The organism is Caballeronia sp. AZ10_KS36, from assembly GCF_023631105.1.
In the GTDB taxonomy this organism is placed as follows: domain Bacteria; phylum Pseudomonadota; class Gammaproteobacteria; order Burkholderiales; family Burkholderiaceae; genus Caballeronia.
Genome location: NZ_JALQDQ010000037.1, coordinates 74,045 through 98,847, shown reverse-complemented (window position 1 = coordinate 98,847; position 24,803 = coordinate 74,045). Strand labels below are relative to the sequence as shown.

Genomic DNA, 24,803 nt, shown 5'->3' with positions numbered 1-24,803 from the left:
CCGAGCGATGCCTTACTTCGCCAGCACCTTGCCGATGGCGTCGGCCACGGTCTGCACGTTGCTCTCGTTCAGCCCCGCGACGCACATGCGCCCGGAACGCAGGATATATACGCCGAATTCCTCGCGCAGACGGTCCACTTGCGGCGCTTCGAGACCGGTGTACGTGAACATGCCGCGCTGCTTGACGTAACGCGACAAAGCCTCGCCGTGCACATGCTCGCGCAGGCCGTCGTGAATGGCGCGGCGCATGCGCGCGATGCGTTCGCACATCGCCGCGAGTTCTTCTTTCCACGACTGCGCGAGTTCGGGCGTCGTCAGCACCTTGGTCACGATCTTCGCGCCGTGCGTCGGCGGATTGCTGTAGTTGGCGCGCACCGCGCTCGTCAGTTGGCCGAGCACGCGGTCGGCTTCGGCGGCATCGTCGCAGATCACATGCAGGCCGCCGCAACGCTCGCCATAGAGCGAAAAGTTCTTCGAGAACGAATTCGCGACGAATGCCGGCACGCCACGGCGCGCAAGCTCGCGCACGGCGAACGCGTCGTCTTCCAGCCCCGAGCCGAAGCCCTGATACGCCATGTCGACGAACGGCAGCAGGTCGCGCTTGTGCAGCACGTCGATGATCCTGACCCACTGCGCTTCGTCGAGATCCACGCCCGTCGGATTGTGGCAGCAAGCATGCAGCAGCACGACGCTCTTTGCCGGCAACGCGTCGATGGCTTCGAGCATCGCGTCGAAGCGCAGGCCGCCGGTGGCTTCGTCGTAGTACGGATACGTGTTCACTTCGAAGCCCGCGCGCTCGAAGATGAAGCGATGGTTTTCCCACGTCGGATCGCTCACCCATACCTTCGACGCCGGAAAGTATCGCTTGATGAAGTCCGCGCCGACCTTCAGCGCGCCCGAGCCGCCGAGCGTCTGCACGCTCGCGATGCGGCCTTCTGCGCGCGCCGCGCTGCCCGTGCCGAACACGAGCGCCTGCACGGCATCGCGATAATGCGCGAAACCGGCCATCGGCAGATACGGCTTCGGGCCGAGCTCTTGCAGAATCGAGAGCTCGGCTTCGCGCACCGCCTGCATGACGGGCAAACGGCCGGCGTCGTCGAAATAGATGCCGATGCTCAGATTGACCTTGTTCGTGCGCGGGTCCTTCTGGAAGTCTTCGTTCAGCGAGAGGATCGGGTCGCCGGGGTAGGCATCGATATGTTCGAACATGGTATCGGTATGAGGACGGAAATTCAGGACGAGGGATGAGCGGGACGGCGCGCGTCGGCCTTGGTCTTGAGATAGTAGCCGATTCCGAGAACCGCCAGCCAGATAGGAATGAGATAGACGGATAGCCGCAGGTCCGGCGTCTCGTACATCACCCACACGATGCCCGCGACGAATGCAAGACACACATAGTTCGTGAGCGGATAACCGAGGCTCCGAAACGTCGTGGCCGCGCCCTGCTCGCGCTTGTGGCGGCGGAACTTCAAATGAATGATGCTGATCATCGCCCAGTTGATGATGAGCGCCGATACTGCGAGCCCCATCAGCAGTTCGAACGCGCGGCCGGGAATGAAGTAATTGATCAGCACGCACGCCGCCGTGACGACGGCCGAAACGAAGAGCGCCGCGAGCGGAATGCCGCGCGCGCTCACTTGGCGCAACGCACGCGGCGCGTTGCCTTGCTGCGCGAGGCCGTACAGCATGCGGCTATTGGCATAGACGCCGCTGTTGTACACGGAAAGCGCGGCCGTCAGCACGATCACATTCAGCACGTTCGCGACCACCGTGCTGTTCATCTCGCGGAAGATCAGCACGAACGGGCTGCCGCCGGTTGCGACCTTATCCCACGGATAGAGCGAAAGCAGCACGCCGAGCGCGCCGATATAAAAAATGAGGATGCGGTAGATGACCTGATTCGTCGCGCGGGGAATGCTGCGCGACGGGTCCTCCGCTTCGGCCGCCGTGATGCCGACCAGTTCCAGCCCGCCGAACGAGAACATGATGACGGCCATCGACATCACCAGTCCGCTCGCGCCGTACGGGAAGAAGCCGCCGAGCCGCCAGAGGTTCGCGACGCTCGCCTGCGGCCCCGCGTGGCCCGACGCGAGCAGATAGCCGCCGAACAGAATCATGCCGACGATCGCCGCGACTTTCACGATAGCGAACCAGAATTCGAGCTCGCCGTACGACTTCACGCTCGTCAGATTGATCGCGTTGACGAGCGCGAAGCACGCGAGCGCCGATACCCACGGCGGCAGCGCGGGCCACCAGTACTGCATATAGATGCCGACAGCCGAAAGCTCGGCCATGCTCACGAGGATATACACGGCCCAGTAGTTCCAGCCGGACACGAAGCCGGCTGCGTGGCCCCAGTATCTGTCCGCGAAATGGCTGAACGAGCCGGCCACGGGCTCGTCTACGACCATTTCCCCCAACTGCCGCATGATGAAAAACGCCATCATCCCGGCGATCGCGTAGCCAAGCAGCACGGACGGCCCGGCGAGCTTGATGGTCTGCGCGACGCCTAGGAAAAGCCCCGTGCCGATGGCGCCGCCGAGCGCGATGAGTTGAATGTGGCGGCTCTTGAGTCCGCGCCTGAGTGTTTCGTGCTGCGCTGCTGCCGGGTTGTTGCCTGAAGCCATTGTCGATCTCTGCCTGAACTGCCAAGGACGCGCGCCGCTGCCGCTGCCTGCCGGCAAACGCGAAAAGTGTTGTTTTTTCGTGCGACGCGCGTCGGTGCAGGGCGGACACTCGCCGGACCATGCTCGACGGCGCGCGGAAAAACACGCGATTTTACCGCCCCGGCGCCCCGCAAAGCCTTGTCGGATGGACTTCGCACCCTGATGGGGCGCGAAGGCGCGTCGTCAACAGATCAAACTGAACCGGGAATCAGGTCTTTTTCGGAGGATTGATTCGGGCGCTCCCCGCGCAGAATGGATTCATCCACTCACGGGGAAGCCAACATGTTCCAGACGATGCAAACAAACGGCACGCCGCAGCAGACGGCGATTCTGGGCGCAATCGAATCGCACGCGGCCATGGCGGCTTGCGAAGCCGAACTGCTCGCCGAACTCCGGACGGCATCGGACAACGTCTTGCGCCTCGCCGCGCAGGTGCGCATGCAGGCCAACGCCGATGCCGCCGCCGACGCCGCCGAAGCGCTGGCCGGGCAGCACGCAATCGCGCAAAGGCTGATCGGCCGCCTGCTCGCGATGCCCGTCGCAGAAGTCTGAGCACCACGCCTCACAAGAACACGTATCGAATCGAGGAATACGACAATGAACTACCTGACCATCATCGCCATCGTCTGGACCGTTTGCGCGCTGTTCGCCGTGCTGTTCATCCGCGGCGCGACGCTGCGTGAGCGCAAGCCCGTGCCCGTGCAAAGCCGCGCGCGCCGCGCCGCCGGCGCGAGCGTGAAGGACGCGAGCCGCGCGTAAGGACCTTACGCGCAACGCGGCATCACTTGATCGCCGATACCGCCGCGCGCAGGCCCAGCAGATAGCTTTCTACGCCGAAGCCGCAGATTTGCCCCTTCACGACTTCGGCGAATACGGACACGTGCCGGAACGCTTCCCGCGCATGAACGTTCGACATGTGGACCTCGATGACCGGCGCGGTCAGGATGGCGAGCGCATCGCGGATGGCGTAGCTGTAATGCGTCCACGCGCCCGCGTTGATGACGACTGCATCGACGTTCTCGCTGAACGCCTGATGGATGCGCGAGCACATCTCGCCTTCGATGTTGGTCTGGTAGCACTCGACTTCGACGCCCAGTTCCTTGCCGAGCGCGGCCAGTTGCTCGTCGATCTGCGCGAGCGTCGCGGTGCCGTACTGCTTCGGATCGCGCTTGCCGAACATGTTGAGGTTGACGCCGTGCAGCGTCAGGATCTTTGCCATGGTGTGTCCTCGATGGATGAGCAGCGGCTTGAAGGGCTGCGGATTCGGATGCGCAGATTCTGAAGGCCGGCTCGCGCGATGACAATAGCGCCGCTGACCGCTCGCCCGTTTCAGTTTTCGAGCGACCTGCCGTAAACCCGCATATGACGGTGCACGCCGGATAGTCCGCGCTTCACCGATGCCTTCCAAGTATTTCTCGGTCCGCCGTTACCTCGCATGTCAGGCTCCTCGTCCTTGCTCGATTCCCTTCTGGCGACGCCGGCAACGGACGACGGGCGCATCACGCCCTGCATTCGCTCATCGCTGCTGTTCACCCTGCTCGAAGACATTCGCCCGCTGCTGCTCGCGGGCAGCTGCACCGCGTTCGTGGCGCTGGTCGCGCTCGTGCGCGTGCATGCGCCTTGGACCGTCGCGTGGTTCGTCGCGGACGCGCTGTTTCTCGGCGCGCGCGTGGCCGTTGTGCGCCGCTACCGCGCCGCGCGTCGCAGCCAGTCGCCGCCGCCCGAGCCGTGGGCGCGGCGCTATGCGCCGTTCGGGCTCGTCGCTTGCGGCTTGACCGGCCTCGGCACCATGGCCTGCGTCATGTCCGGCGACGCCATGCTCGCCTCGCTCGCGATCATGGTGACGGCGGGCATGCTCGGCGGCATCGGGTCGCGCAACGCGGGCGTGCCGCATCTCGCGATCTCGCAAATCTGCGCGGGCAGCGTGCCGATCGGCGCGGGCGCGCTCCTCGGCCCGGCCGGCTACTGGATGCTCGTGCCGCCGCTTGCCGTCTACATCGCTGCGATGAGCGTCGTCGTGCGCCGCCACTATCGCAATCTCGTTGCGCTGATGACGGCCGAAGAAGAGCATGCGGAACTGGCCGCGCGCTTCGACGCCGCGCTCGCGCACATGCCGCACGGCCTCTGTACGATCGACGCGGCGGGCGCGGTGGTCATCGCGAATCGCAAGGTGGCGGAACTCTTCGGCGCGACCGCCGACATGCTGCGCATCGGCGTGGCGCTGCCGGAGTTCATCGGCTATCTGGCGCTCGCCGAGCATGGCGAATCCCTGCGCGCGAAGCTGACCGCATGCTGCGCCGGGTGGCTGAAGAACGGTCACGCCCCGCTCGATATCACGCTGCCCGACGGCCGCCGACTCGAACTGAGCCGCGATCCCGTGCCGGACGGCAGCGCCGTGATCATCGTCGAGGACGTGACCGCGCGCCGCCGCGCGGAAGCGAAGATCCTGCACTGGGCGCATCACGACTCGCTGACCGGCCTGCCGAACCGGCGTTATCTCAGCGACCACGCCGAGCGCCTGATCGCGGGCAGCGCGCACCGCGAGAAAGTGATGGTGATGTACGTCGATCTGGACGGCTTCAAGCACGTCAACGATTCGCACGGCCACGATGCGGGCGACGAACTGCTGCGGCGCGTGGCGGACCGTCTGCGCAACGCGATGCGGCGTGGCGAACTCGCGGCGCGTCTGGGCGGCGACGAGTTCGCCGTGGTCGCGACGTACATCGCGGATGCCGCGAGCATCGCGTTCGCGCGTCGCATCGTGCGCGATCTCTCGCTGCCCTACGAACTCGACGCGGGCATGGTCGTGACGCTGGGCGTGAGCATCGGCATTGCGCTTGCGAAGCCGGGCGAATCGTTCGAGCGCGCGCTCAAGCGGGCCGACATCGCGCTCTACGAAGCGAAGACCGAAGGCCGCGGCGGATACCGCTTCTCGGAAGACGACGCCCTCGCGGCGCGTGAAGAACTCGACGCGTTCGGCACGCCCATGCATCGGATGTAATCGCCCGGCTCGCTATCTCGCATGCGGGTCCAGCACGGCATGCAGCATGTCGCGCAGTTCGATCAGGTCGCGGCGAATGAGCGCGGTGAAGGTATCGACGTCTTCCACCCAGCTTTCCGATTCACGCAGCAACGCGCGCAGTTCCTGGCACTGGTCGTACAGCATGGACGGTCCGAGCACCGTGAGCCCGCCCGCGAGCTTATGCGCCCAGCGGCGCAGCTTGCGCGCGTCCTTGTCCTTGCAGATGTCGTCGAGCGCGACGATGTCTTCGTCGATCTGTCCGGCGAGGTCCGGCATGTACGCGGCGGGGATCGGCGGAAAGCGCGGCGGGAGATCGTCGTCCTCCGGCGCTTCGTTCGTGCTCTGCGCAGCGGATTCGGGCGCGGCGCCTGCCGCATCGACGCCTGCGGTTTGCAGCACGCCCGCCAGCACCGCGAGCGGGACCGGCTTGGTCAGATAATCGGTAAAGCCGCGCGCGCGCCCGCGTTCGACATCCTGCGCGCTCGCGCTCGCGCTGATCGCGTAGATGCGCATGGCGGGATCGAGCGCGCGCGCCGCGACGAGCAGTTCGGCGCCGGACATCTTCGGCATGTCCATGTCGGTCAGCACGATATCGACGCGATGCTTGCGCAAGAGATCGAGCGCCTCCTCGCCGTCCTTCGCCTCCAGCACGGATGCCCCGAGCGTCAGCAACTGATCGCGCAAGAGCCCGCGATTGAGCCGGTTGTCTTCCGCGATCACGACCGTCGGCCCGGCCTTGCGCGCGGCCGGCAGCGCGAGCGCGTCGTCGGCATGCGGCGACGCGCGTTGCCGGCCCTTGATGGCTGCGATCGCGTCCCTGAATCCCTTCAGGCTGAAGATGCTCACTTCGAGCACGCCGTCGCCCCAATGCACGGGCACGAGCGGGCCGTCCTGCGTCATGCGGATCACGCGCGTGCCGTCCTTCCACGCCGCCTTGATATCTTCCTCGGTGAACTCGTCCGTGGCGATGAGGTACTCGCAGCCTTCCGCGAGCGCCGGGTCCGCGTGATTCATGTAGGTGACGGAACTGCGCTCCGGGTCGTAGAGGTTCTCGAACCATTCGCGATACTCGCTCGCGCGGCACAGAACGGCCGGCTTGCCGTCGAGCAGGGCGGCCTCGTCGCTCGTTGCCGATGCGTCGGCGAGAAGCGGCAGCGACACCTGAATGCGTGTGCCGACGCCTTCGGTGCTGTCGAGCGAGATGCGGCCTTTCATGAGTTCGCAAAGCCGCACGCAAATGGACAAGCCGAGGCCCGTTCCGCGCGCCTGCGTGAGACGGTGTGCGTCGCCCTGCATGAACGGCTGAAAGAGCTTCTCGCGCTGCGACGCCGGAATGCCGATGCCCGAATCCGCGACGCTGAGTTCGAGCGCGTCGTCGGCCCATCGGGCGCGCACCACGATCTTGCCGGAGTACGTGAACTTGAGCGCGTTGCCGAGCAGATTGTTGAGAATCTGCGAGACGCGAATCGGATCGAACAAAAGCTTCGCAGGACACGACCGGTCGATCACGACAAAGAGCCGCAAGCCCTGCCGATTGGCGAGCGGCGCATGCGCGGCCATCACGCGCACGACGAGCGCGCGTATGGAGCCCCATTCTTCCGAGAGCCGCATTTCGCCGATATCCATCTTCGAGAAATCGAGGACATCGTTGACCACTTGCAATAGCGCGCTCGCCGACGCCTGCATCGCGTGGACGCGCGCTTCCTGTTCGGCGGCGAGCGGCCCGAGCGCGACCAGTTCCAGATTGCCGACGAGCGATGAGAGCGGCGTGCGAATCTCGTGGCTCATCGACGCGAAGAAGCTCAGCTTGGCTTTGGCGGCCGCGTCGCTGCTTTCTTTCGCTTCGCGCAGCAGCCGCTCCACTTCGCGGTGTTCGGTAATGTCGGCGATCGCGCAGAACAGCACATCGGTCTTGTTCAGCACTGCCGACGCATACGACACTTTCAGATGCAGCGTGCCGTTGTCTGGTTTGTCGAGCGTGTAGTCGAGTTGGCGTATCGCCGCATCGCGCCCTTCCTCCGCCGGCGCGATGCCGTGCGCATGGACCGCATCGCGCAGTCCGGCGGGCAGGCGCATGGAGGCGTCGGTCAGATCGAAGAGCGTGCGTGCGACCTGATTGGCCGCGATGACAGTCAGGTCGTCTTTGAGCGCGATGCACAGTCCCACGGGCGTCGCATGCACGAGCAGATGGTTCAGTATCTCGCCTTCGACCGCGCGGCACGCCTGTTCGTACGAACGCGTCAGAAAGCGGAAATTCCAGTAGCGATACATCGCGAGCAGCATGGCGATGAGCGCCCCGGTGACGGTCAGCAGAATCGACACCTGGACGCGCTGCGCCACAAGTTCGGTCACGAGTGGAAGCGCGACGACGATATGCCCGATGCCGAGCGCGAGCGTGTCGAGCCGTGCGCCCCAGCCATAGCCGGGCACCCAATGGAACACGCCCCGTTGCGCCCTTTCGAGCCGCGCGTTGATGTATCGCACTTCGGCCGTGTCGTCTCCGGCGATCACGTGATGTTCGGAATCCATGATCGCTATCTGCGAGTCGAGCGACGGCGGCGTGACGGCGCGCAGCGCCGTGTGCAGCGTGATGCGTGTGAACACGAGACCGTAAGGCGCGCCGTCCCGTGCGACCACCATGAACATGATGATGGTCGGCGTCGTGAATCCGACCGACGGCGGCGCGAGAAACCACATGACACGCCGGGCGCGCGCCGCGTCGAGGGGCGCGACGCCGCGCGTGCTCATGAAGATCTTCGTCAGTTCGGTCAGCGCCGCGAGCCTCTGGGGCGGCGCCACCTTGTTGTCGGTGCCCGCGAAGAACCCGAAGCCATACGAAGCCGTACCTTCGAAGTTCGCGTATTGCAGGATAGGCGGCGTACTCTCCTCGGGGATCGTCTGATGCGCGACCTCGCACGCCGCGGCGAGCGCCTTGTCATTCGCGCCCGGTGGATAGGCCTCGCATGGCGGCTTGCCGGGGCGTTCCGGCACGCTCATTTTCGTGGGCGACGCGCCGACTTCGAGCAGCAGGCTCCCCGGCGTCAGCATGTTGTATCGGCTGAATACGCTGACATTGACGCCGCGCATCGCCGTCTGCGCGAACTCGGCCTCCGTCTTCAATGTCGAGGTCAGCAGGAAGAAACCGGTGGCCATCGCGCCGCATAGCGCGGCAAAGATCAAGAGACCCACGGCCCCGGCGTCGCGCTCGACGGCGCGCCGCGATTCTCGCCCGGTGCCGCGACCGGCGACGTCGACGTCACGTTCAACATCGCGCAGCAGGGCAAGCCCGTGAGCGCCTCGGCAATCTGGATTCGGCGCCGCGCTTCGAGCCTGCTGGCATGTCGCGGCGTGGGACTGACCTGGGTCGACGTTATCTGTACATCCATGTTGTCGTGACTTGCATTGAACGATAAAGGCGCGGGAATTCTCGTCATATAGAACGATGTCGAAAACCCTGTCCCCTTAATGGCGGCGACAAGGAGCGCGTCTTCGCGTGCTTGCAGGCGTTATGACGCGTGATACGCCCGGGCATTGAACAAAGCGCGCGGGCGAACCAAATGACAGATGCGAAGCCCGCTGTCCATAGAGCGAGTTCTAAACAATCGAGAGTGTCACGCCCGATGCTTGTTCATCGTTATGCGGGCATGTCACCGTGCGATTCAAACAGGCAGCGACGGCTCGCGTTCGATACCGCTTTGCACGCGCCAGCCTTCGAGCCAGTCGACGAGCTTCGCGGGCGGCAGCGGCCGGCTCAGGTGAAAGCCTTGCGCAAGATCGCAGCCGAGCGCGCGCAGGCGCTGCATCGTCGCTTCGTTTTCGACGCCTTCCGCCACGACCTTCAGCCCCATGTTATGCCCGAGGTCGATGGTCGATCGCACGATGGTCTCGTCGTCCTTGTGATGCGTCATGTTCATCACGAACGACTTGTCGATCTTCAGTTCGTCCACCGGCATGCGCTTCAGATACGTGAGCGACGAATAGCCCGTGCCGAAGTCGTCGATGGACAGACACACGCCGAGCGCATGCAGCCGGTCGAGCGTCTCGATGGCGTGGTTCGGGTCGTCCATGATCGCGCTTTCGGTAATCTCGATGCGAATCCATTGCGCCGCGACGCCATGCCGGTCGAGCAGGCTCTGGAACGTCTCCGGCAGCGTCGACTGGATCAGCTCGCGCGCCGACACGTTCACGGACACGGCCAGCTCGATGCCTTGCGCCCGCCATGCCGCGCACTGCGCAATCGCCTTGTCCGCGACCCAGCGCGACACGGTCTTGATATAGCCGGTCTGCTCCGCGAACGGAATGAACTGATCCGGCGAGATGAACCCGCGCGTCGGGTGGTCCCAACGCACGAGCGCCTCGACATATTTCACGCGATGCGTCGCCAGATCGATCTTCGGCTGATAGTAGAGCGTAAGCTGATCGTGCTCGACGGCCTGCCGCAGTTCGCTCATCAGCGATAGGCGCTCGGCGCTGTTCTCGTCGTGCCGCTCGTCGTAGAGCGCATGGCCGAGGTTCGCGCGCTTGGCCACGTACATCGCGATATCGGCGCGGCGCAAGAGCACGTTCATGTCGCTGCCGTTGTCCGGAAATCCGACGATGCCGATGCTCGCGCCCACGTCGACAAGCTGGCCTTCGATCATGATCGGCTCTTCGAGCGCGCGAAGCATGCGCGCGGCGATCACGCGCGCCGCCGGCAGATCGTCGGCGGGCAAGAGCACGGCGAACTCGTCGCCGCCGAGACGCGCGACGGTATCCTCCGGGCGCTGCAACGTGGCGCGCAGGCGTTTGGCGACTTCGCAGAGCAGCATGTCGCCGATCGGATGCCCGAGCGTGTCGTTCACCAGCTTGAAGCGGTCGAGGTCCATCATCATCACGGACAACGCGCGGCCTTCCACGCGCGCCGCCTCGATCGCCTCTTGCAGCCGGTCGTTGAAGAGCGCGCGATTCGGCAGCCCGGTGAGACGGTCCATGTAGGCGAGTTCGGTGATACGGCGCTCGCGCTCGACAATGCCTTCCTGCATCTGATTGAACGCGCTCGCCAGTTCGCCGATTTCGTCCTGATGGCGCACCTCGATCGGCGCACTGTAATCCCCGTGGCCGACACGCCGCGAGAACTGCGCGAGCGCCGCGAGCGGACGCGTGACCGAGCGCGCGGTGAGCATGCTGCCCGCAATCGAGACGATCACGCCCAGTATCGTGATCAGCACGAGCGCGGACTGAAGCCGATGAAACGGCGCGAGCGCCTCACTGAGCGAACGCTCCAGCAACACCGCGACGGTCTGACCTTCAGAATGCAGATGAAGCACGCGCGTCGCGTAGCCATCCTCGGCGAGTTGCGCCTGATCCTTGAGGCCCGCCCGCGCCGCTTCGGGCAGCGAGCTTGCAAGCACGCCCCAGGTGCCGCGCATGTCCACGGTGAGGAAGGACACATCGAGCGATGTCAGCGAACTCATCTCGCGGGCAAGGGCGTCGTCGATGGCGAAGCCCATCACGACCCACGCGATGACAATCGGCGCCTTCACCGGCACCGCGACGAGCTGATACGCCTTGCCGCCGATCATGCCGAAGGACGACGCATCGCCCTTTTGCGCCACCGTCTTGATGAGATGCGGAAACGCGAACGCCGCACCCTCATGCGCCGCGCCGCCGCTGTCGGCAACGAGCGTGCCGTCGAGATCGACGAGCATCACGATATCGGCGTGAATGCGGTCGCCGTGATTCTGCAGCGCGGAAGCGACCGTCTTGCTGTCATGCGTGGCGACCGCCTCGCGAAAGCCGAAGTCGGACGCCGCGACGCTCGCCGCCTGCGTCAACTGCTGGCTGTTGCCGCGCAGCACTTGCCCGAAGACGCGCTCGGCCACCGACAACTGCTCCTCGGCGTTCCGGTGCGCGTTCTTCAGAATCACCGAATTGATGACGACGTACGCTGCCGCCTGCGCGACGAGCATGAGCAACACGAACACCAGCGCGATGCGCGCCCGCAGGCTGTGCAGGCGCATGTTATTCGGCGGCCTTCAGTTGCAGCGAGAACTTCGCCGTCGCGTCGGACGCCGCGCTCAACTTCTGCGTGGGCTGCGCGTTCGGATCGCTCAGGCGGAAATGCCACGCGGTCAGCTTGTACGCATCGGCGGGCAGATTGTCGATGGTGGCTGCGCCTTTCGCGTCGGTCTTCGCGAAATACGGCGTATCGACGATCAACAGATACGCGACCATCGCATCGTGAATATTGCAGCCCATCACGACGAGGCCGGGTTTGTCGAACACGACCGGCGCGCCCGGAATGCCGTGGTACAGGTTCAACTCGAAGCGCTTGGCCGGAGAGAACGAATAGACGTCGTGCTCGATGTTGTCCTTGTTCGGAAACGTGACCGATGCGCCCGTCTGCACGACGGACACGAGCGGCACGAAGCGGCGCTTCACCTGATCGATCACGGCGCTGGCCGGTTTCGTCGCGGGCAGCTTGCCGCTCGCAGGCACCGCGTACACGATGGCGTCCGGCACGGGCGCGCCCGCCTGATCGACGACTTGCACGCGAACGCTCGCCGCGTGCGCGCAGGCCGCAATGAGCGCCATCGCCGACAGCAGGGAAGAGATAACGAGGCGGGGTGTCATTCGCGGTCCTGTACGTCGCGGTACATGGGCGCCAGCTTCGCGAGCAGCTTGTTCTGCGCGCGAAACGGCACGCCGTTCTTGTCCATCGCGGCCTGCAAGTCTTCGACGAGCGCGTCGAACGCGGCGCGGTCGATATTCTGGCCTTCGTGTGTGCGCCGCATCGGGCGGCCGGTGTATTCGCACGGACCGCCCAGCAGCACGCAGAACTGCTCGACGAGCTTGGTCTTGATGCGCTTGATGGGCGCGTTCTCGAAGTAAGGCGCGGTGCGCGGATCGGCGAGCACGTTGTCGTACAGATCGTCGACGATTCGCGTGAGTCCGGCCTGCTCCCCGAACTGGCGATACAGCGTGTCGTCGGCGGCGTGAGCGGCGTTACTGAGAGCGGCGAACGCGCAGACGGCGAGCGCGGCATGGCGAAGGGTCATCATCGGTTTCATCAGAACCCCGCCTGCAAGGACACGTACGGCCCGCGCTGATTCCTGATCGTCGCGATATCGCCGAGCGCGACATACGCCGCCGTGAGGGAGATGTGCTTGTTCGGTGCCCACGCGATGAACGCGTCGTACGCGTCCTGCTCCCGCGCGAACGAGAGATTGTTCGGCTTCATGCGGTATTCGCCGCCAATGGCGATGTTCTTCGTCAGCAGATACGCCACCGACGATTCGAATTCCGGGTGATACGCATTCGACTTGTCGCCGCCGAAGCCCAGCAAGCCGAACTGGTTCGCCTTGGTGAAGCGCAGCGTGCCGTTGAGCAGCAGGCTTTGCGCGAGCAGCAATTTGGTCGCCGAGAGATAGAAGTCCGTGCCCGAATTGCTCGCTGCGCCGATCGCCTTCAGCACGCCGCCCTCTTCGTTGTGCTTGAACTGCACGCCGGCCGCGATCTGCGGCAGCCACGTGTCCTGATCGAGCACGGCGTCGCCGACGAGGCGCACTTTCACGCCGAAGATGTTCTGATTGAACGTGTAGTTCTCGCCCAGGCCGAGCTTCGCGCCGGCTTCCCGCGTGTCGAACCGCTGGCGCGCGAGCGACAGTTCCACGCGGTTCGCCACGCCGACCGTCAGTCCCCACGTGCCGAGCGCGTAGTCCTGCGTGTGCAGATACGTGCCGTGAACGTTCGCGCCGAGCTGGCGCGCGGTGCCGTAGCCGCCGATGACGGCCCACGGCGCGAGGCCGCCGCCGGCCGCGCCTTCGACTTGCGATACGCCGCCCGTCAGCAGCAGCTTGCCGCCCGTGAGCGGCACGGCGGGGACGTCGGGCGAGTCTTCGGCGCGCGCTAAGGTCGAAAAGGTTCCGAGGCCGGCGCATGCGATGGCGCAGGCGAGGCCCGCAGTCTTGCGGATGAATGGCATTGCGTGGATGAGCTCGTGAGACGGGTTCGTCAGAATCCCGTCTGCCGCGCGGGGAGTGCCGCGTGCAAAAGCGCGGCGAGCCTCGGCGTCTGGGCGGCGCTCACCCGTGCGGGGGCGCCTTTCATCCACGTGTAAACGGCGGTGCTGGGCGAAACTTGATAGACGCGCCGCTGCGCTAGGGCTTCGGAATCCGGATACGGCTGATCATGAGCGACCCGGAGAGCGCGTAGACGAGCACGAGCGGATGCAGCGTGAAGCCCGCAATGCGCCATTCGCCGAACCACATGTTCGGCCCGAGCGCGCCGAACCACGCGGCCACCGCGAGCATCAGCACGATGGCGAAGGACGTCGGGATAGGCGTGCCCTCGAAGTGCGTGACCTTGCCGGTGCCGCCCGACATTTCCTCGGTGGTCACGTTATAGCGGGCGAGCCGCGACACGCCGCAGGCGACGAAGTACGCCAGCACCACGCGGTCGTACAGGCCGCGCATGCCGAACCCATAGCCGATGATGGCGGGCGCGACGCCGAACGAGATCACGTCCGCGAGCGAATCCAGTTCCTTGCCGAGCAGCGACGCCTTCTGACGCCAGCGGGCGATGCGGCCGTCGAGCACATCGAACACCAGCGCCGCGAACACCAGCGCGCACGCGAGATAGATATGGAAGACCTCCGCGTCGTCGATATAGCTCATCGTCGAGAACAGCGCGCCCGTGCCGCAGACCGCGTTGCCCAGCGTGAACCAGTCGGCCAGGTGGAAATCCCGGATCATCGAAAAACGTTTCATGCCTTTTTGTCTTTGCTGGTTGTCGGTCATTTGCGTCGCGGAAAGCCTCGGAGTCGGGTCAAGTCTATCATCGCGCCCTCTTTCGGACCGGCGGGCGCCAACGTGAACGTGAACGTACAGGTTTGCGCTATACTCGCGGCAAGTCACCATTACGGGCGCTCGCCGCCATGTCTTCCAGCAAGCCCGCGCTGCTCACCATTCGCGACGCCGCCGAGCGTCTGAACGTCACGCCTCGCACGCTCAAGTACTACGAGGAACGCGGGCTGGTCGCGCCGAGCCGCAGCGTTGGCCGCTACCGGCTCTATAGCGAGCAGGACCTCGAACGGTTTGCGCGCATCTTGCGGCTGCGCGCGCTCGGCTTCTCGCTGCAAGGCATCGTCGAATTGCTGAAGCGGCCGGTCGAACCCATCGGCGACGGACGCAAAGGCTATTCCAGCGAATCGCTGCGCGAGATAGAAGCGGCGCTCGCGCAGCAGGTGGACGCGCTCGACGCGCGCATCGCCGGCGTCCGGCGCGAGCTCAAAGAGGCGCAGGCCGTGCGCGCCGAACTGAGCGACGACCTCGACTACATCCGGCGGCGCATCGCCGGGGAAAAGCAGGAAGCGCTCTTTCAGGAACGGCTGGCCGCGCGGCAGCGGCGCAAAGCCCAGGGCAGCGAGGGCAGCGAGGGCTGCGGGGGCAGCGACGAATGACCGCCGTGCCGCTCGCGCGAAGCTCGTTCGCGTCGCGCCTTCTCGACGACGCCTTCCCGTGGGCCGTCGCGCTCGCCACCGGCCTCGACTACTTCGACAACGCGGTCTTTTCCTTCTTCACGAGCTATATCGCGGGCGGCATCAACGCATCGGCGGACGAGCTCGTGTGGGCATCGAGCGCGTATGCCGTCGCCTCGGTGCTCGGCATTCTCCAGCAGCAATGGTGGATCGAGCGGCTCGGCTACCGGCGCTACGTCGGCGGATGCCTGCTGCTGTTCGCGGCGGGCGCAGTGGCGGCAGCCGCGTCGGAATCGTCGCTGGAACTGGCGTTCGCGCGTGGATTTCAGGGCTACTTCATCGGCCCGATGATGAGCGCGTGCCGCATCCTCATCCAGACGCAGATCACGCCGCGACGGCGCCCGACTGCCGTGCGCTATTTCCTGCTGATGATTCTGCTCGGCAGCGGACTCGCGCCGCTGATCGGCGGATATTTCGTCGCGTGGCTCGGCTGGCGCGCGCTCTTCGCATGCGGCGCGGCGGGCGGCGTCGCGATGGGCGTGTTCGCGCTGCTCGCGGTGCCGCATGCCGGCCACGTCGAGCGCGAGCAGCGCGGCGAGGCGCACTTCTGGCCGTACATCATCTTCGCGTTCGCGCAGGGCGCGTTGCAGATCGTGATGCAGCAAGTGCGCTTCGAGCTCTTCAGCACGTCGCCCGAACTCATCGTGCTGACGGTCGCCGGCGTGCTGTCGCTCGGCTGGTTCGTGTGGCATCAGTGGCATCATCCGCAGCCGCTGCTTCGGCTTCATGCGCTGCGCGAGAAGACCTTTCGCGCGGGCATCACGCTATACGTCGCGTTCTATTACGTCAGCAACGCGATGAGCTATCTCGTCTCGCGCTTTCTCGAAGGCGGGCTGCGCTATCCGGTGGAAAACGCGGGGCGGCTCGTCGGGCTTTCGTCGCTGGCCTCGGTCGTGATGGCGTTCGTCTACTTCCGGCTCTCGGCGCGCATCAAGCACAAGAAATGGATGATCGTGCCGGGCTTTCTGCTGGCCGCGTTCGTCGGCTTGTGGATGTCGAGCATGCCGCCCGATGTCAGCATGCAGTGGCTCGTCGCGCCGCTCGTGCTGCGCGGCCTGTTGCTGCTTTTTATCGCGTTGCCGGTGGCGAACGTGACGTTTCGCCTGTTCGCGATCGAGGAGTTCAACCACGGCTACCGCTTCAAGAATATCGTCAAGCAACTGACGTATTCGTTCTCGACCGCGACCATGATCATTCTCGAACAGCATCGCATGGCCGTGCACGAGTCGCGGCTCGCGGAATCCGTGAGCGCGTTCAATCCGCTGTTCCAGAACACGTACGAGAGATTGACCGGCGGATTCGAGGCGCTCGGCTACGGCGCGGCGCAGGCCAAGAGCCTGGCGCTCGCGGAAGTGGGACGCATCGTCACGCAACAGGCGAGCTTTCTGAGTTCGCTCGATGGCTTCTACTTCCTGATCGGCGTTGCGCTCTGCGCGAGCGTGGTCGCGGTGTGGCAAAAGCAGATCGATTGACCGCTCGCATTGGCTATTCGGCGGCCTCGCCGCCTTGGAACTCGCGCGCGCCAGCGACGGCCTCGGGCGGCATCATCCGCGTATTGATGCCCATGACCGGGCGATTCAGGTCCACGGCGCGCCAGTGCGTGAGGCATCCGCACTGCGCGCAGCGATGAAACTCCAGCCGGCGCGGGCCCCACATGTAGACATCAGTTGGACCGCAATCGGGCGCGAAGCGAACAGCCGGCAACGCGTAGTACGCCCAGCGCGCGCCGTAGCGGCGGCAGAGGGAACATTGGCATGCGTTGATTTCGGCGGGGGGTGCGTCGAGCGTGAAGCGGATGGCGCCGCAATGACAGGAAGCGTCGATCATGGCATTGGCACAGCGGTTCGGAGTTGCGCTTCGATCGCGGCTTTGTCGATCACGGACCACACCTGCGCGATCTTGCGCTCGCGGAACTCGTAGAACACGTTCTCCGCGAAGGACACGCGCCTGCCGTCGATGCGCAGGCCCATGAAGTCCTGCTTCGGCGTGCAGTCGAACCACAAGCGGCTCGCGACGAAAGGCGGATCGGCGGCGAGCAGGCGGATATCGAAGCGAAGATCCGGAATCTGCGCGAAGTCGCGTTCGACCATCGCCCGATAGCCGGCGAGCCCGATGCACTGGCCGTTGTGGATCACGTCATCGTGAACGAACGCGCCGAGAATCGGCCAGTTCTGCTCGTTCAGACACGCGATGTAGTCGCGGTAAATCTCTGCCAGGCCGCTGCGTTCCGTTTGCATGGCAAGCCCCATCGCGGTGATGAAACGCGCGCACCGCTTCGATTAGCCCAAGCGGTGCGCGGACACGGCGCGTTTAGCCTTCGATCTTCGACATGACGGCCGTCGTGGGATCGTACCGATAGCCCTTCTGCGCAAGCTGCTGCGCGATCTTTTCGCCGATGACCTTCTGCTGCGCCTCGCGGAACACGAGTTCGTGATCCGGCTTCAGGCGCTCCAGTTCCGTCGAGAGCCGGCGCAACAGCGCGACCTCGCCGGTGCTGCGCGCGTCGATGAAGAGGATCTTCTCGTTCGCCACGTCGAGCCGCTGCTTCAAGTCGCGCGCATACGTGACCCATTGCTCCGCGTTGCTGCGAAGCTCGTCGTAGGCCTTCGAATGCGTCTGCGCCTGCGCCGCGATACGGCGCTGCAATGCCGCGATTTCCTCTTCCTTGGCCGCGCCCGCCGTCTGCAATGCGATCTTGTGGTCGCGCAGTTCGTCGCGCATGGCGGCCTCGCTCTTCTCGCGCTCGGCAAGCTGCTGCGCGAGCGTCGCGGCCTGCTGCTGCGCTTCGTCGGCGCGGGCGACCGCGGCGGCGGCTTCCTGCGTCACGCGCGCCAGTTCGCTTTGCGCGACGTGCTTCTCCTGCGTGATCTCGTCGATGCGGGCCCGTGCTTCGTCGAGTTCGCGCGTGGCTTGCTGCAACGCTTCCTGCGCCGTGGATGCCTGCGCGCTCTGCGCCGCGCTAGTCTCGCGCTCTCTCGACAACTCCGACTCCAGCGCCGCGATGCGCGCGTGGCTGTCGTTGATCTGGGCGCGTGCTTCGTCGAGTTCGCGCGTGGCGTGCTGCAATGCTTCCTGCGCCGTCGATGCCGCTGCGCCGTGCGTCGCGCTCGCCTGGCGCTCTGCGATCAGTTCGGACTCCAGCGCCGCGATGCGGCTCTGGCTCTCGTCGATCCTGGCGCGCGCTTCGTCCAGTTCGCGCGTGGCGTGCTGCAACGCTTCATGCGCGGCCGATGCCGCCGCGTTCGCCTCGCGCAGTGCCGCGAGTTCCGACTCCAGCGCCGACATGCGCGTCTCGCTCTCGTCGATCTTCGCGCGTGCTTCGTCGAGCTCACGCGTCGCGCGCTGCAAGGCTTCGTCGCGGGCGGAGGCTTGCGCTTCTCGCGCCGCGCCGGCTTCGCGTTCGCTGGCAAGCGCCTGACGCGCCGCGTCCAGTTCCGCCTCGAGCGCGGCGATGCGCGCGGCGCTTTCGTTAGCCTGCGCGGTCGCGGTCTCGGCGCGCGCCGACGCCGTGCTCGCTTCCTGCGACAGACGCTCCACTTCTTGCGCGCTCGCCGCGTGATGCTGCCGCGCTTCGTCGCGCTCTTGGGCGATACGCGCGAGCTCTTCGTTCTTGTTCGCGAGATCGGCGCTCGCGGCCTCGCGCGCCTTGCGCTCATCGTCGAGCGACAGTCGCGCCGCGCTCAGTTCGGCGTCCTGCGCGGAGACGCGCTGCGCGAGCTCGCCGGCGCGCGCTTCGGCGGCCTCGGCGCGCTCGTTCGCGGCGTTCTGCTGATTCTGCAGACGCGCCACCGCTTCTTCCGATGCGCGCAGCGCGTGCATCAACTCTTCCAGTTGCCGGCGACTGTTCGCCGCATCGCCCTCGGTCTGCTGATAGACGGCGAGCGCCTCGTCGCGCTCCGCGAGCGCCGTCTGGAGCCGTTGCCCGAGCAGGTCGGCGCGATGCGCGCCCGCGCTGTGCGCCTCGTCCCACGACGCCTTTCTCAGCCGATGCACCGCGCTCATCAGCGCGTCGGCCAGTTCCTGCGGCATCTCGGCCGAAGGCTGCGCGACCGGCGGCGCGGGCTGCCGGGCGTCGCGCCAGCGTTCGAGCGCGGCGGCAATGGATACGATCGAACCGCGACGCAGTTCCGACCAGACCGTCACGGGCGATACCGGACGACCCGCGTCGGTCAGGCGTTGAACGGTCGAGAAAATCTCTTCATCGGTGATGTTGTCTGCTTCTGTGAACATAGGCGCCTCGAATTACAGGCATCGGGCAACGACTTGCCAGACGAAAGATAGGATTATCCAACAACTTGGCGCTCGCGCCCCGCTTTCGTCGGATGAAGCATCGCTTCAATCCGGTTCCTGCGTGAGAAGGCGCGACCGCGCGGCCTGAATCGACTGATGCAGCTTCGCTTCGAGCGTTTCGCGCGGCGGCAGCACCGTCAGATATTCCGCGACGTGGATGCCGCTTTTGTTCAGTTCCAGCAGCTCGATCTGCTCCTGCTTCTTGCCCGCGCACAGAATGATGCCGAGCGGCGGCAGCTCGTCCAGCTCCTGTTCGTGCTTCGCGAGCCAGCGCAAATAGAGTTCCATCTGGCTCTTGTATTCCGCCTTGAACGCGCCGAGCTTCAGTTCGATCGCGACGAGGCGCTTGAGCTTGCGGTTATAGAACAGCAGGTCGATGTAGAAATCGTCGTCGTCGATCTGAAGGCGCTTCTGACGCGCGACGAACGTGAAGCCGGCGCCGAGTTCCAGAAGGAACTGCTCCATCTCGCGGAGAATCGCGTCTTCGAGGTCTTTTTCGAGGTAATGGTCGTTTAGCCCGAGAAAATCGAGCACATACGGGTCTTTGAGCAGCGCCGCCGGTTCCATGCGCCCTTCGTCGCGCATCACGGCTATGTCATGGGCAATGGCGGATTCGGGCTGGCGCGAAATGGCGCTGCGCTCGAACAGCATCGAATTGATGCGTTCCTGCATTTGCCGCGACGACCACCGCTCGACCCGCGCAAGCTCGATGTAGAAATCGCGCTTGAGCGGATCGTCGATATAAATCAGCGTCTTCAGATGCGTCCAGCTCAATTGTCTCCGCACTGCGGAGACACTTTGCTCGTCCGGGAAAATCTCCGCGAGCCGCATGCAGTGCCGCAGTTGCTTCTCGCTCCAGCCGCGTCCGTAGCGGGCGCCGAGTTCGCGCGCCAGTGTTGCGACCACCTGCCGGCCATATTCGGCGCGCGCGCCGCGCAGCACTTCGGTGCGCACCCGGTTGCCGATCTGCCAGTAGAGCAGCGTGAGTTCGGCGTTGACGGCGGCCGCCGCGCGCTCGCGGGCGGCATCGATCAGCCGGCGGACTTCGTCGAGAAGCGAAGAAGGAATCAGGTCGCTCATAGGGTGAGGGTCGGAATCGGCGGTCTGGCGCGGCGCCGCGCCCGCCGATTGTCTCCGCGGCGCGGAGACAATCCGGCTGCGCGCAGTGCCGATCGTAGCGCAAGCCGCGCGACGCGGCTCGCGCCCCTCAAAAGCCCGCCGACGCTCCCGGCGCCGAGCCGATGTCCCGCCACGACGAGCGCGTCGTGCCGCCGCCGGCCGCGCGGTTCAGAATGGCGCGCGTGCCCGGCGTGACCGGCATGGCCGCGAGCTGCGAAAGCTCGACCCAGCGCACTTCGTCGATGCCCGCGCGATAGTTCGCATGCGGACGCACGTCGGCCGGAATCGCCACGCGATAAACATGATGCACGTGATGCGCCGACACGTGCTGCCACAGAAACGCCGCTGCGCTTGCCTCGGCGCCGGTCTCCTCGTAAAGCTCCCTGATGGCCGTGCTCATCGCCAGCTCGCCGTGACCGACTTCGCCGCCCGGCAGAAACCACGGACCGCCCCGTTCCTTCACCAGCAGCACTGCATGTTGGCGAACCAGCAACACCGTCGCCCGAACCCTCATGTCCCCATCTCCAGATGAATGCCGCGTCGCCCCGTTCGCGCGGCTGCCTCGTCAGCGTTGCGGCCGCTGACGGTCATTTCGTTGTAACGCATAACCGCCGCGCGGCGCAATCGGTTACACCGCTTTTTTCGGCACCTGTTTAACCAAATCGAGCGGCTATCGACCGGAAAAAGCGCTCATGCGACAACGCTCGCCGCATCCAGATACGGCGTCACGTTGGCCATCGCCCGATCCACGTAGGCGTCCTTTTCGCCCACCGGGGCGACATAGTGAAGCGCGCTCTGCGCCGCATCGACGCCCGCGAGCCGCGCAATGACCCAGGCCGCCAGATACTGGGACGCGAGGCAGCCGCCCGCCGTCGCGACGTTTCCCCGCGCAAAGAACGGCTGCTCCAGAATCGCGACGCCGGCTTCCTGCACCCACGGCTTCGTCGTGAGATCGGTGCAGGCGGGGACGCCTTGCAGCAAGCCGAGCTTCGCGAGCACGAGCGTGCCCGAGCACTGCGCGCCGACGAGCTGGCGCGCGGGATCGAGCGCGAGCCGCGACATCAGGCTCGCGTCGGCGACGACTTCGCGCGTCAGCATGCCGCTGCCCACGATAACCGCATCGGCGACCGCCGCGTCTTCCAGCGATGCCTGCGCCTTCAGCACGACGCCGTTCATCGAGCGCACTTCGGCCGACGGGCTTGCAATCGACACCTTCCAGTCCGGCCTCTTGATCCGATTCAGAATGCCGAGCGCGATGAGCGAGTCGAGTTCGTTGAAGCCTTCGAAGGTGAGAATGGCGATGTGCATGGCGGCTAAAGGAATCGGCGTTAGGGACCGGCGTTAGGGATTTCGCATACTAAAGCCACGAGCGAACGCGGGCAACCGGGACATCCGAGCGCCGGTGCATCTCTATTAGTACTTCGAGCCTTCGCGCGAAGCCCATTCTTCCGACGAAGCCATTCGCATCATCGTTCTTTTAAGCGTTCAAAACAAACGCCGCTCGTCGCGGAAATAGTCGACTCGATTAATACGCGAGTCATAAACCCACGCGATTCACGTTCGATTCATTAGATGGATATGCACGTCGGTATAAACACCGACGCAAACGCTCTTGCTTTAGCAACCCGAATTAACTAGACGCGAGCGTTCTTAAATAATCCTCAGGCGATTTGATTCGCTATCCGATATACCCGCAGGCCGGAGTGTGGGGTTCCGCGCATACCCGTGAAATGCAGACTGATACGGTTGCGTCACGCGCAATTTGTCTCACGCGCACACAGAACAATCATTTGCTTTCCTTAGAAACTCACTCGGAGCCGCCCGCTTCAGAAGTCCGCCGTCTCTGTTTGAACCGACCATAAGCGCCCGGAACTGCTTAATATGATTGCCAGAGCTAAAACGTCCGACGAAGCCGCGACAGATACCGACGACGAGATTCCTTTTGCCTCTTTAATCGACACGGTGATCAATCACCGCGTGCTGATTTCCGTTGTCGTGCTTTTTGCGTTGCTGCTCGGCGCGGCTTACGCGTATCTGAGCCCGCCGATCTATCAATCCGCGATTCTGATCAAGGTCGAAGACAACAAGGACGTATCGAATTCGCGCCCCGGCGATCCACTGAGCAACATGCTGCCGACGCTCGACGATCGCTCGTCGGCCGAAGGCGAAATGCAGGTGCTTGGCTCGAAGCTCGTCGTCTCGCGAGCGGTCGACGCGCTCAAGCTCTACATCGGCGCGGAGCCGCGGCGTTTGCCGATTTTCGGCAACCGCTTCTCGCATCACAACGGCGAGTTGTCGGAGCCGGGCCTCTTCGGTTTCGGCGATTACGCATGGGGCGACGAATCCATCACCGTTCCCGACTTCGACGTGCCGCGCCAGCTCGAAGGCAGCAAGTTCAGGCTGACGGCGCGCAAGGACGGACAGTACGAGTTGAGCAATCCCGCGCTCGGCACGCCGGTCATCGGCACCGTCGGCGAAGTGTTGCTGGTGCAGACGCCGAAGGGACCCGTGCGCCTGCTCGTCACGGCGATGCGAGGGAATCCGGGCGTCGGCTTCGAGGTCGTGCACTACTCGCGTCAGCTGACCATCGACGCGATCCAGAATCAGATGAAGATCAGCGAGCAGGGCAATAAATCGAGCGTGCTGAAGGCGACGCTCGAAAGCGCCGACGCCGTGCAGGTGGCCGCGACCATCAACGAGATCGGCCGGCAGTACGTGCGGCTCAATGGCGACCGCAAGGCCGTCATCGCGGAGAACTCGCTCACGTACCTGCAACGTCAGTTGCCCGTGCTCAAGCGCCAGATGGAAGACGCGGAGAACGCGTACAACACCTATCGCGACAAGAATTCGCTGCTCGACACCGATGAAGCGAACCGTCTGCTTCTCAAGCAAACCGCCGACGCGAACGCGCAGCTGCTGACGTTGCGCCATACGCGCGACGAACTCTCGACGACGTTTTCGAGCGCGCACCCGCGAATCGTCGCCATCGACAGGCAGATCGCCGCGACCGAGCAATTTCTCTCGAAGCTGAACGACCGCACGCGTTCCATGCCGATGGAAGAGCAAGGCGCGCTGCGCCTGCTGCGCAACGTCCGGGTGAGCACGGACCTTTACACGGCGCTGCGCAACAACATCGAAGAGATGATGCTCATCAAGGCGGGCAAGGCCGCGTCGGTTCAGTTGATCGACACGGCGGACGTGCCCGAACTGCCGGTCAAGCCGATCAAGTGGCTCGCGTTCGCCGTCGCGCTCGCGCTCGGCCTCTTCGCGGCCGTGGGACTCGCGATGCTGCTCGACCGCATCTTCCGCGGCGTCACGGATTCGCAGGAGATCGAGGTCGAAACGGGCCTGAGCGTGTTCGCGACGATTCCGCAGAGCGCGCGTCAGTCGGCGCTCACGAGCGTCGTGAACGGCACGTCGCCGCGTCAGGCGGTGCTCGCCGCGCAGTTCCCGAAAGACCCGACCGTCGAAGCGCTGCGCATTCTGCGCTCCGCGCTCCAGTTCTCGCTGGTCGGGGCGCGCAACAACGTCGTCATGATCGCCGGGCCGCTGCCGGGCGTCGGCAAGTCGTTTCTGTCCGCGAATCTCGCCACGGTGCTCGCATCGGGCGGCACGCGCGTGCTGCTGATCGACGCCGACTTGCGCAAAGGCTATCTGCATCGGCAGTTCGGCATTCAGCCGGGGCCGGGGCTCGCGAACATTCTGCTCGGCACGCATACCTTCGAAGGTTCGGTTCAGCGCAACGTGTTGCCGAATCTCGATGTGCTGCAAGGCGGACCGTATCCGGCGAGCCCGGCCGAGCTGCTCTTGAGCGCGAAGTACCGCGAGGTGATCGCAGAAGCGTCGCGAAGCTACGACATCGTGCTGGTGGACGCCGCAGCCGTGCTCGCCGTATCGGACGCAGGCGCGATCGCTCCCGCCGCCGGCACCATCTTCCTCGTCTCGCTGTATGGGCGCACGCGCGTCGGCGAAATCAAGGAGGCCATGAAGCGGCTGAACCAGACGGGCGCGCGCGTGACCGGCGTGCTGCTCAACGGCGTCTCGCTGCATACGGCGAACAAGGCGCTCGCGGGCCGCTATGGCAGCAGCGCCTATGTGGCGCACAACTACGAGTCCGCACCCGAATAAAGGTCGCCCGCGGCCCTGCGCTCCGGGGCCGCAGCAGACGAACCGCCAGGCACCATCCGAC

The 24,803-nt window shown here is 65.0% G+C and carries 22 protein-coding genes; 6 read left to right on the top strand and 16 right to left on the bottom strand.

What is annotated here, in order from left to right; all coding sequences use genetic code 11:
- Positions 1 to 12 precede the first annotated feature (12 nt).
- Positions 13 to 1,209, bottom strand: a complete 1,197-nt coding sequence (locus NCR35_RS22980) for an amino acid aminotransferase (protein ID WP_250536242.1) — start codon at positions 1,207 to 1,209, stop codon at positions 13 to 15.
- A gap of 23 nt (positions 1,210 to 1,232) precedes the next feature.
- A complete protein-coding gene (locus NCR35_RS22975) occupies positions 1,233 to 2,627 on the bottom strand; it encodes an amino acid permease (RefSeq protein WP_250536241.1) in 1,395 nt (464 codons plus the stop codon).
- A 291-nt stretch (positions 2,628 to 2,918) separates the two neighbouring features.
- On the opposite strand from NCR35_RS22975, the gene NCR35_RS22970 reads away from it, so the two are divergent.
- Positions 2,919 to 3,218 (top strand): hypothetical protein, encoded by a 300-nt coding sequence (locus NCR35_RS22970; RefSeq protein ID WP_250536240.1) that lies wholly within the window; start codon positions 2,919 to 2,921, stop codon positions 3,216 to 3,218.
- A 45-nt stretch (positions 3,219 to 3,263) separates the two neighbouring features.
- The gene (locus NCR35_RS22965; RefSeq protein ID WP_250536239.1) at positions 3,264 to 3,425 is read left to right on the top strand and encodes a hypothetical protein; all 162 of its coding nucleotides are present in this window, start codon (positions 3,264 to 3,266) and stop codon (positions 3,423 to 3,425) included.
- 22 nt (positions 3,426 to 3,447) lie between these two features.
- On the opposite strand, the gene aroQ is transcribed toward NCR35_RS22965, so the two are convergent.
- A complete protein-coding gene (aroQ, locus tag NCR35_RS22960) occupies positions 3,448 to 3,885 on the bottom strand; it encodes a type II 3-dehydroquinate dehydratase (RefSeq protein WP_250536238.1) in 438 nt (145 codons plus the stop codon).
- A gap of 216 nt (positions 3,886 to 4,101) precedes the next feature.
- Here aroQ and NCR35_RS22955 point away from each other — a divergent pair, with 216 nt between their 5' ends.
- Positions 4,102 to 5,667 (top strand): sensor domain-containing diguanylate cyclase, encoded by a 1,566-nt coding sequence (locus NCR35_RS22955; RefSeq protein ID WP_250536237.1) that lies wholly within the window; start codon positions 4,102 to 4,104, stop codon positions 5,665 to 5,667.
- Between the two features lie 12 nt (positions 5,668 to 5,679).
- On the opposite strand, the gene NCR35_RS22950 is transcribed toward NCR35_RS22955, so the two are convergent.
- The 7 genes from NCR35_RS22950 to pssA form a co-directional block, all read right to left on the bottom strand.
- A complete protein-coding gene (locus tag NCR35_RS22950; RefSeq protein WP_250536236.1) occupies positions 5,680 to 8,877 on the bottom strand; it encodes an ATP-binding protein in 3,198 nt (1,065 codons plus the stop codon).
- Entirely contained in the window at positions 8,865 to 9,074 is a 210-nt protein-coding gene (locus NCR35_RS22945; protein WP_250536235.1) for a hypothetical protein, read from the bottom strand. Before NCR35_RS22945 ends, NCR35_RS22950 begins: the two co-directional genes overlap by 13 nt.
- A gap of 273 nt (positions 9,075 to 9,347) precedes the next feature.
- The gene (locus tag NCR35_RS22940; protein ID WP_250536234.1) at positions 9,348 to 11,687 is read right to left on the bottom strand and encodes a putative bifunctional diguanylate cyclase/phosphodiesterase; all 2,340 of its coding nucleotides are present in this window, start codon (positions 11,685 to 11,687) and stop codon (positions 9,348 to 9,350) included.
- A 1-nt stretch (position 11,688) separates the two neighbouring features.
- On the bottom strand, positions 11,689 to 12,300 hold the full coding sequence (locus NCR35_RS22935; protein WP_250536233.1) for a methylamine utilization protein: 612 nt from the start codon (positions 12,298 to 12,300) through the stop codon (positions 11,689 to 11,691).
- Positions 12,297 to 12,737, bottom strand: a complete 441-nt coding sequence (locus tag NCR35_RS22930) for a group I truncated hemoglobin (RefSeq protein ID WP_250536232.1) — start codon at positions 12,735 to 12,737, stop codon at positions 12,297 to 12,299. The genes NCR35_RS22935 and NCR35_RS22930 overlap by 4 nt, the downstream gene beginning before the upstream one ends.
- Positions 12,737 to 13,651, bottom strand: coding sequence for a DUF3034 family protein (locus NCR35_RS22925; RefSeq protein ID WP_250536231.1), 915 nt, complete (start codon positions 13,649 to 13,651; stop codon positions 12,737 to 12,739). The genes NCR35_RS22930 and NCR35_RS22925 overlap by 1 nt, the downstream gene beginning before the upstream one ends.
- 175 nt (positions 13,652 to 13,826) lie before the next feature.
- A complete protein-coding gene (gene pssA / locus NCR35_RS22920) occupies positions 13,827 to 14,435 on the bottom strand; it encodes a CDP-diacylglycerol--serine O-phosphatidyltransferase (RefSeq protein WP_250536230.1) in 609 nt (202 codons plus the stop codon).
- Positions 14,436 to 14,602: 167 nt separating this feature from the next.
- On the opposite strand from pssA, the gene NCR35_RS22915 reads away from it, so the two are divergent.
- Together NCR35_RS22915 and NCR35_RS22910 are read left to right on the top strand one after the other, a co-directional pair.
- Complete coding sequence (locus tag NCR35_RS22915; RefSeq protein ID WP_250536229.1) at positions 14,603 to 15,127, top strand: MerR family transcriptional regulator; 525 nt, start codon at positions 14,603 to 14,605, stop codon at positions 15,125 to 15,127.
- Positions 15,124 to 16,677, top strand: a complete 1,554-nt coding sequence (locus tag NCR35_RS22910; RefSeq protein WP_250536228.1) for an MFS transporter — start codon at positions 15,124 to 15,126, stop codon at positions 16,675 to 16,677. The genes NCR35_RS22915 and NCR35_RS22910 overlap by 4 nt, the downstream gene beginning before the upstream one ends.
- A gap of 13 nt (positions 16,678 to 16,690) precedes the next feature.
- On the opposite strand, the gene NCR35_RS22905 is transcribed toward NCR35_RS22910, so the two are convergent.
- The 6 genes from NCR35_RS22905 to NCR35_RS22880 form a co-directional block, all read right to left on the bottom strand.
- Entirely contained in the window at positions 16,691 to 17,032 is a 342-nt protein-coding gene (locus NCR35_RS22905) for a GFA family protein (RefSeq protein ID WP_250536227.1), read from the bottom strand.
- Entirely contained in the window at positions 17,029 to 17,442 is a 414-nt protein-coding gene (locus NCR35_RS22900; RefSeq protein WP_250536226.1) for an ester cyclase, read from the bottom strand. Before NCR35_RS22900 ends, NCR35_RS22905 begins: the two co-directional genes overlap by 4 nt.
- A 73-nt stretch (positions 17,443 to 17,515) precedes the next feature.
- Positions 17,516 to 19,435: a DNA-binding protein gene (locus tag NCR35_RS22895; protein WP_250536225.1), complete on the bottom strand. Its 1,920-nt coding sequence runs from the start codon at positions 19,433 to 19,435 to the stop codon at positions 17,516 to 17,518.
- A 105-nt stretch (positions 19,436 to 19,540) separates the two neighbouring features.
- Positions 19,541 to 20,575, bottom strand: a complete 1,035-nt coding sequence (locus NCR35_RS22890) for a PDDEXK nuclease domain-containing protein (RefSeq protein WP_250536224.1) — start codon at positions 20,573 to 20,575, stop codon at positions 19,541 to 19,543.
- A 127-nt stretch (positions 20,576 to 20,702) separates the two neighbouring features.
- Complete coding sequence (locus NCR35_RS22885) at positions 20,703 to 21,128, bottom strand: NUDIX domain-containing protein (protein ID WP_250536223.1); 426 nt, start codon at positions 21,126 to 21,128, stop codon at positions 20,703 to 20,705.
- A gap of 176 nt (positions 21,129 to 21,304) precedes the next feature.
- Positions 21,305 to 21,922: a DJ-1/PfpI family protein gene (locus NCR35_RS22880; protein ID WP_250536222.1), complete on the bottom strand. Its 618-nt coding sequence runs from the start codon at positions 21,920 to 21,922 to the stop codon at positions 21,305 to 21,307.
- A gap of 573 nt (positions 21,923 to 22,495) precedes the next feature.
- Between NCR35_RS22880 and NCR35_RS22875 the strand changes: the two genes are divergently transcribed.
- Positions 22,496 to 24,742 (top strand): polysaccharide biosynthesis tyrosine autokinase, encoded by a 2,247-nt coding sequence (locus NCR35_RS22875; RefSeq protein WP_250536221.1) that lies wholly within the window; start codon positions 22,496 to 22,498, stop codon positions 24,740 to 24,742.
- Positions 24,743 to 24,803 lie beyond the last annotated feature (61 nt).